The following is a 7677-nucleotide window of genomic DNA, read 5'->3' as shown; positions in this document are numbered from 1 at the left end:
ACATGGCTACGATCCGACTTGTTCAGGGGACGAGCGGCCCGTTCGCCGCGACAGCTAAAAGGTTCAGTGGCCCTGGGTCTTGTAGCGCTCGTACGAACGCACGATCTCGGCCTCGGCCTCGGTGCGGCCGACCCAGTCGGCGCCCTCGACGGACTTGCCGGGCTCCAGGTCCTTGTAGACCTCGAAGAAGTGCTGGATCTCCAGGCGGTCGAACTCGGAGACGTGGTGGATGTCGCGCAGGTGCTCGACGCGCGGGTCGGAGGCCGGCACGCAGAGCAGCTTGTCGTCGCCGCCCGCCTCGTCGGTCATCCGGAACATGCCGATCGCGCGGCACTTGATCAGGCAGCCGGGGAAGGTCGGCTCGTCCAGGATCACGAGCGCGTCCAGCGGGTCGCCGTCCTCGCCGAGGGTGTCCTCGACGAAGCCGTAGTCGGCCGGGTAGCTGGTCGAGGTGAACAGACGACGGTCCAGACGGATACGACCGGTCTCGTGGTCCACCTCGTACTTGTTACGCGAACCCTTCGGGATCTCGATCGTGACGTCGAACTCCACCGGTGACTCCTCCATGATCAGCACATACTTCGAAAGACGCAGTGATTAAGTGTCCCTCACGCAAGTGTGTGATCGCGAAAGGGGCTGGTCCGTGGTGCCCGAGCTCAAGGACCGGGGGCTCGCAGAGGATGCCGAGCTTCCGGAGCCGTCGAGGACGCCGCGCCCACCGAGGTCTTTCCGGCGGCCGGGACCGCTGAAGACCTGGCAGTTCACGGCCGCCGCCGCCACGTTCGGTCTGGTGCTTTCGGCCGTGGTGGTGACCGCGGCCGGTCCCTGGGACTCAGGCCAGCGTACGGCCGAGCGGGCCTGGGCCGCATCGCGGGAAGCCGACGGTGGCGCAGATCACGGGCGTGACCGGGGCGAACCGGACCCCGCGCCCGCAGCCCCGGACGTCCTGTCCGCGCTGGGCGCCCCGCAGGGCTCCGCACCCGCCCCGACCAAGAGCGCACTGGCCGACGTACTCGACCCGCTCCTGAAGGACCCTTCGCTCGGCACCCACCGCACCGCTTCCGTGGTCGACGCCCTGACCGGCGAGGAGCTGTACGCGGCGAAGTCCGGCGACGCGGTCACGCCCGCGTCCACCACGAAGATCGCCACGGCGGTAGCTGCGCTCACCGCGCTCGGCCCGGACCACCGCATCGTCACCAGGACGGTCGCGGGCCCCGGCGCGAACGAACTGGTCCTCGTCGGCGCCGGCGACCCCACCCTCACCGCCAGGTCCGACGACAACGGCGGCTCCAGCCTGCGCGCACTCGCCCGGGCCACCGCCGAGTCCCTCGCGGAGCACCCGCGCGAGGGCAAGCTCCGCCTCTCGTACGACACTTCGCTCTACTCGGGCCCCGGCCTGCACCCCATCGGCCCGAACGAGAACATCGCCCCGGTCAGCGCCCTGATGATCGACGAGGGCCGCCTCGACGACTCGGCCAGCGGCCCGGCCGCGCGCTCGGGCGATCCGGCGGCGGCGGCCGCGAAGCGCTTCGCCGAAATGCTCCGCGAAGAGGGCGTACGGCTCGAAGGCGGTGCACCGCAGGCGTCGAAGGCCGGCGCGGACGCACAGGAGCTGGGCGCCACCTCATCCGCGCCCTTGACGGCCCTCGTCGAGCGGATGCTGACCAACAGCGACAACGACATCGCCGAGGCCCTCGTACGCCAGGTCGCCCTTGCGTCCGGTGAGCCGGCGAGCTTCGACGGGGCGGCGAAGGCGGTCGAGAAGCGGCTGCGGGACCTCCAACTCCCGGTGGACGGAGCCAGGTTCGCCGACGGCAGCGGACTCGACCGTGCCGACCGTGTCTCCGCCCGCCTCCTGACGGCCCTGCTCGCCAAGGCCGCCGACCCGGCCCACCCGGAACTCCGCCCGGCCCTCACAGGCCTCCCGGTCGCGGGCTTCACCGGGACGCTGAAGAACCGCTATGCCTTCGACGAGGCCTCCGGAGCGGCCCCGGGCACCGGCCTGGTCCGCGCCAAGACCGGCACCCTGACCGGCATCAACACCCTCGCGGGATCCGTGGTCGACGCCGACGGCCGCCTCCTGCTCTTCGCGTTCACGGCCTCGGGCACCTCCGCACCCCAGGCGGCCCAGTCCACCCTCGACCGCCTCGCGGCCACCGTCGCCAACTGTGGTTGCCGCTGAACCCGGACAGACCCCTCCCACCCGGGGGCCGAGCCCTTCAAAGGCTATCGGCGCCCACTGACAACGCCCGCTGTCCCGCCCGCCAGGCCCCCTAGGGGCCAACCCCCGGAAACAACCCACCCCGGACCGAACCCTCACCGCCCACGCCGTTGACAACGTACGGTTGACGCATGACGAGCATCGGCGGTGCCGCACAGGGGATGGCCGACTGGAACCCCGGGGGCCCGCCCGCGACCCGCCTGGTGCGCCCAGGCCCCGAGGTCAGCCGCGACGAGGCGCGCGCCATCGTCGCGGAGCTGCGCCGGCACGCCAAGTCCTCGGAGGATCACGTCCGTTCCTTCACGAAGATGGCCACCGACGTCGCCCATGACACCCCGGTCCTCGTGGTGGACCGTCCGGGCTGGGTGCGGGCGAACGTCGCGGGGTTCCGTGAAGTCCTCAAGCCGCTCCTGGAGAAGATGCACGAGCGTCGTGGCGGCGGCGCCGGCGGCGCGATGCTCGGCGCGGTCGGCGGCAAGGTCACCGGAGTCGAGCTCGGCATGCTGCTCAGCTTCCTCGCCTCGCGCGTACTCGGGCAGTACGAGACCTTCGCACCGCCCGCCAAGGAGCTCCCCGGCAGTGCCGTCGGCGGCGGCCGACTCCTGCTCGTGGCGCCGAACATCGTGCACGTGGAGCGCGAACTCGACGTCGACCCGCACGACTTCAGGCTCTGGGTCTGTCTGCACGAGGAGACCCACCGCACCCAGTTCACCGGGGTGCCCTGGCTGCGCGACCACCTCGAGGGCGAGATCCAGTCATTCCTCGGCGAGACCGAGGTCGACCCGATGACGGTCCTGGAGCGCTTCCGCGAGGCGGCCTCCGCACTGGCCGGCAACAAGACGGACAGGGAGGACGACGACGGGGGTCCCTCCCTTGTCGAGATCGTCCAGACACCCGCCCAGCGCGAGATCCTCGGCCGCCTCACCGCCGTGATGTCGCTGCTCGAAGGGCATGCGGACTTTGTCATGGACGGCGTGGGACCCGATGTCGTGCCGTCCGTGGGGGAGATCAGGGAGAAGTTCCAACAGCGCCGGGCCAAGGGCGCTTCGCGGCTGGATATGGCGCTGCGGAAGCTGCTCGGGCTCGACGCCAAGCTGCGGCAGTACCGCGATGGCGAACGTTTTGTGCGCGCAGTCGTTGACGAGGTCGGAATGGACGGCTTCAACCGCGTCTGGACCTCGCCCAACACGCTGCCCACCAAGTCGGAGATCGCCAAACCGGCGGACTGGGTCGCGCGGGTGCACCGTAAAGCTGATTCCTGAGCACCGCGCCACCTCGGCAGAATCAAGCCTCCGTAATCACTCTTCTGAGGGACCGTGGGCCTGCGGAAGGCGTGCAATGCTCGGGGAACGACTCGTCTCTGTCACCATCTATGCACCCTGAGTGACGAGAAGTGACGAGACCCCCGTACTCACGCCCCGTACTCCACGAAGCTCCACGAAGGGAACCGGACAATGGGTCCCCATCCTGCGGTCGCGGCGATACGCCTGGCAGTCCGCCGCGTCCTCCACGACATCCTCACCGACAACTCCACCACCGAACTCCCCGCCGACGGCCCCCTGGTCCTCGTCGCCTGCTCCGGCGGCGCAGACTCCATGGCGCTCGCCTCCGCTCTCGCGTTCGAGGCCCCCAAGCTCGGCATCCGCGCCGGCGCCGTCACCGTCGACCACGGCCTTCAGCCCGGCTCCGATCTGCGCGCCGCCGAAGTCGTCGTCCGGATGACGGCCCTGGGTCTTTCCCCCGTCGAATCGCTGGCCGTCACCGTCGGCCGCGAGGGCGGCCCCGAGGGGCCCCCCCGCGACCCCCTTTACGGAGCGCCGGCCGAGGCCGCCCGGCGCCGGGGCGCCCCCGCCGTACTGCTCGGACACACCCGTGACGACCAGGCCGAGACCGTCCTGCTCGGCCTCGCCCGTGGCTCCGGGATCCGCTCGCTGTCCGGAATGGCCGGGACCTCGGGGGTCGCCGGCCGTTACCGCCGCCCGTTCCTGGGGGTCGACCGGCAGACCGCGCGCAAGGCCTGCATGGTCCAGTCGCTGCCCGTATGGGACGACCCGCACAACGCCGACCCCGCGTACACGCGCTCACGGCTGCGGCACGAAGGACTGCCCGCCCTGGAGAAGGCGCTCGGCAAGGGTGTCGTGGAGGCCCTCGCCCGCACCGCCCAGCTCTCCCGTGACGACGCCGACGCCCTCGACTCCTGGGCCGCGCAGGCCGAGACCACCGTGCGCGACGACACCGGGCTCCTGGAGTGCGCCAAGCTGTTCGCGCTGCCGCCCGCCGTAAGGCGCCGGATCCTGCGCCGCGCGGCCATCGACGCCGGGGCGCCCGCGGGTTCGCTCTTCGCCCGCCATATCGAGGAAATCGACCGCCTCATCACCGGCTGGCGCGGCCAGAAGGCCATCAACCTGCCCGGCCGGGTCGTGGCCCAGCGGCAGGGTGGCAGACTTGTCATCCGGCAGGGCTGAAGCCGACTGCTGTTGCGGGCGGTACGTAGCCGACTGCTGAAGCGGCCGGCACCTCGGACGACGAAAGTGATGCGGGTGGACGCGAACGACATGGGCACCGACCTCGAGAAGGTGCTCATCACCAAGGAAGAGATCGACGCGAAGCTCGCAGAGCTCGCCGCGAAGATCGATGCGGAGTACGCGGGCAAGGACCTGCTCATCGTCGGAGTCCTCAAGGGCGCCGTGATGGTCATGGCGGACCTGGCACGCGCACTGTCCACCCCCGTCACGATGGACTGGATGGCGGTGTCGTCGTACGGCGCCGGGACCCAGTCCTCGGGCGTGGTCCGCATCCTCAAGGACCTCGACACCGACATCAAGGGCAAGCACGTCCTGATCGTCGAGGACATCATCGACTCCGGTCTCACCCTGTCCTGGCTGCTCTCCAACCTCGGCTCGCGCGAGCCCGAGTCGCTGAAGGTCTGCACCCTGCTGCGCAAGCCCGAGGCCGCCAAGGTCGCCATCGACGTGGAATGGGTCGGCTTCGACATTCCCAACGAGTTCGTCGTGGGCTACGGCCTGGACTTCGCCGAGAAGTACCGCAACCTGCCCTTCGTCGGCACCCTCGCCCCGCACGTCTACGGCGGCTGAGCTTCCGTACCCCGTACGGCCGTTGGGGCCTCGCTCGTCTGGCGGCGGGAACCCTCGCCCCATTCCCCGCGTTGGAGCATGGGAAGGCGGGTTTATCGGCCGTCCCCTGCCGCGTCGGGTGACAATGCTGGGGTACCGTCCGAAGAACAGCTTTTTTACAAGCCTAATCAAACTCACTATGGCAGGAGGGACGGGGCGGTCTCCGCTCCGTATGGATGGACGTGAAGCGATACTTCCGTGGGCCGGTCATGTGGATCGTGCTGGCCGTCCTCGCCGTGGTCGTGTTGATGCAGGTCGTCGGCTCGTCCGGCGGCTACAAGACGGTGGACACCGGCGAGGTCTACCAGGCCATCAAGGACAAGCAGGTCCAGAGCGCCAAACTCACCACCGGTGACGAGCAGCTCATCAAGGTCGAGCTGAAGGACGGCATCAGCGATGCCGACAAGGACAAGTACGGCGGCAGCACCAAGATCCAGGCCAGCTACATCGGCGACCAGGGTGTGGCGATCGCCAACACCCTGCAGGACAACTACGACAACGGTGACATCAAGGACGGTTACACCGTCTCGCCGTCGAAGCAGAACCCGTTCGTCGGCATCCTGCTGTCGCTGCTGCCCTTCGTCCTGATCGTCGTCGTCTTCCTCTTCCTGATGAACCAGATGCAGGGCGGCGGCTCGCGCGTCATGCAGTTCGGGAAGTCCAAGGCGAAGCTGATCACCAAGGACACCCCGAAGACGACCTTCGCCGATGTGGCCGGGTCGGACGAGGCCGTCGAGGAGCTCCACGAGATCAAGGAGTTCCTGCAGGAGCCGGCCAAGTTCCAGGCCGTCGGTGCCAAGATCCCCAAGGGCGTGCTGCTCTACGGCCCGCCCGGTACCGGTAAGACGCTGCTCGCGCGCGCCGTCGCCGGTGAGGCGGGGGTCCCCTTCTACTCGATCTCCGGTTCCGACTTCGTCGAGATGTTCGTCGGTGTCGGTGCCTCCCGAGTCCGTGACCTCTTCGAGCAGGCCAAGGCGAACGCTCCGGCGATCGTCTTCGTCGACGAGATCGACGCCGTCGGCCGGCACCGCGGTGCCGGTATGGGCGGCGGTCACGACGAGCGCGAGCAGACCCTCAACCAGCTGCTCGTGGAGATGGACGGCTTCGACGTGAAGGGCGGCGTCACCCTGATCCCCGCCACCACCCGGCCCGACATCCTCGACCCGGCGCTCCTGCGCCCCGGCCGCTTCGACCGCCAGATCGCGGTCGACCGTCCGGACATGCAGGGCCGGCTCGAGATCCTCAAGGTCCACCAGAAGGGCAAGCCGGTCGCCCCGGACGTCGATCTCGGCGCCGTGGCCCGTCGTACCCCTGGCTTCACGGGTGCGGACCTGTCGAACGTGCTGAACGAAGCGGCGCTCCTGACGGCGCGCGGCGACAAGAAGCTGATCGACAACCACGCTCTGGACGAGGCGATCGACCGTGTGGTCGCGGGCCCGCAGAAGCGGACCCGGATCATGTCGGACAAGGAGAAGAAGATCACCGCGTACCACGAGGGCGGTCACGCCCTGGTCGCGGCGGCTTCACCGAACTCCGACCCGGTCCACAAGATCACGATCCTCTCGCGAGGCCGTGCTCTGGGCTACACGATGGTGCTCCCGGACGAGGACAAGTACTCGACCACGCGCAACGAGATGCTCGACCAGCTCGCGTACATGCTGGGCGGGCGCGCGGCCGAGGAACTGGTCTTCCACGACCCGACCACGGGTGCTGCGAACGACATCGAGAAGGCCACCGCAACGGCCCGCGCGATGGTCACGCAGTACGGCATGACGGAGCGGCTCGGCGCCATCAAGTTCGGCGGCGACAACACCGAACCGTTCCTCGGCCGTGAGATGGGGCACCCGCGCGACTACTCGGAAGAGGTCGCGGCGCTGGTCGACGAAGAGGTCAAGAAGCTCATCGAGACCGCGCACAACGAGGCCTGGGAGATCCTCGTCGAGAACCGCGACGTCCTCGACAACCTGGTCCTCGCGCTCCTCGAGAAGGAGACGCTCAACAAGGAGCAGATCGCCGAGATCTTCGCGTCGATCACCAAGCGCCCGGCCCGCCCGGCGTGGACCGGCTCCGCTCGGCGTACGCCCTCGACGCGGCCCCCGGTGCTCTCGCCCCGTGAGCTCTCCCTGACCAACGGCGCCAATGGTGCGACGGCAGTGACGTCGGGCTCCGCCTCCACCACCGAAACGGGCACGCCGGAGCTCAGCAAGGCCCCGGCCCCCGCTCCGGAGGACCGCCCGGAGGCCTGACCTGCCGGGACCCACTGGTCTCAGCAGGCCCGGAATGGATGCCGCGCCCCCCAGGTTTTAGCCTTGGGGGGCGCGG

At 69.4% G+C, this 7677-nt stretch carries 6 protein-coding genes; 5 read left to right on the top strand and 1 reads right to left on the bottom strand.

The genetic code is table 11. From position 1 onward, the window contains the following. Positions 1-63: 63 nt before the first annotated feature. Positions 64-552 carry an inorganic diphosphatase gene (locus JAO81_RS22150; RefSeq protein ID WP_165332960.1) on the bottom strand — a complete coding sequence of 163 codons (489 nt, stop codon included), beginning with the start codon at positions 550-552 and terminating at the stop codon, positions 64-66. Between the two features lie 91 nt (positions 553-643). Between JAO81_RS22150 and dacB the strand changes: the two genes are divergently transcribed. From dacB to ftsH, 5 genes are all read left to right on the top strand, one after another. Continuing rightward, positions 644-2182 (top strand): D-alanyl-D-alanine carboxypeptidase/D-alanyl-D-alanine-endopeptidase, encoded by a 1539-nt coding sequence (gene dacB, locus JAO81_RS22145; RefSeq protein ID WP_374194328.1) that lies wholly within the window; start codon positions 644-646, stop codon positions 2180-2182. A gap of 170 nt (positions 2183-2352) precedes the next feature. Continuing rightward, the gene (locus JAO81_RS22140) at positions 2353-3483 is read left to right on the top strand and encodes a zinc-dependent metalloprotease (protein ID WP_199549651.1); all 1131 of its coding nucleotides are present in this window, start codon (positions 2353-2355) and stop codon (positions 3481-3483) included. 192 nt (positions 3484-3675) lie between these two features. Further along, positions 3676-4686 carry a tRNA lysidine(34) synthetase TilS gene (gene tilS, locus JAO81_RS22135; protein WP_199549650.1) on the top strand — a complete coding sequence of 337 codons (1011 nt, stop codon included), beginning with the start codon at positions 3676-3678 and terminating at the stop codon, positions 4684-4686. 69 nt (positions 4687-4755) lie between these two features. Continuing rightward, positions 4756-5316 (top strand): hypoxanthine phosphoribosyltransferase, encoded by a 561-nt coding sequence (hpt, locus tag JAO81_RS22130; RefSeq protein WP_199549649.1) that lies wholly within the window; start codon positions 4756-4758, stop codon positions 5314-5316. 215 nt (positions 5317-5531) lie between these two features. Beyond that, positions 5532-7601 carry an ATP-dependent zinc metalloprotease FtsH gene (gene ftsH / locus JAO81_RS22125; RefSeq protein WP_199549648.1) on the top strand — a complete coding sequence of 690 codons (2070 nt, stop codon included), beginning with the start codon at positions 5532-5534 and terminating at the stop codon, positions 7599-7601. Positions 7602-7677 lie beyond the last annotated feature (76 nt).

The organism is Streptomyces sp. N35 (assembly GCF_016464295.1).
Taxonomy (GTDB): Bacteria; Actinomycetota; Actinomycetes; order Streptomycetales; family Streptomycetaceae; genus Streptomyces.
Note: the sequence above shows the minus strand (reverse complement) of the source record. Positions and strands in the feature narration are given on the sequence as shown.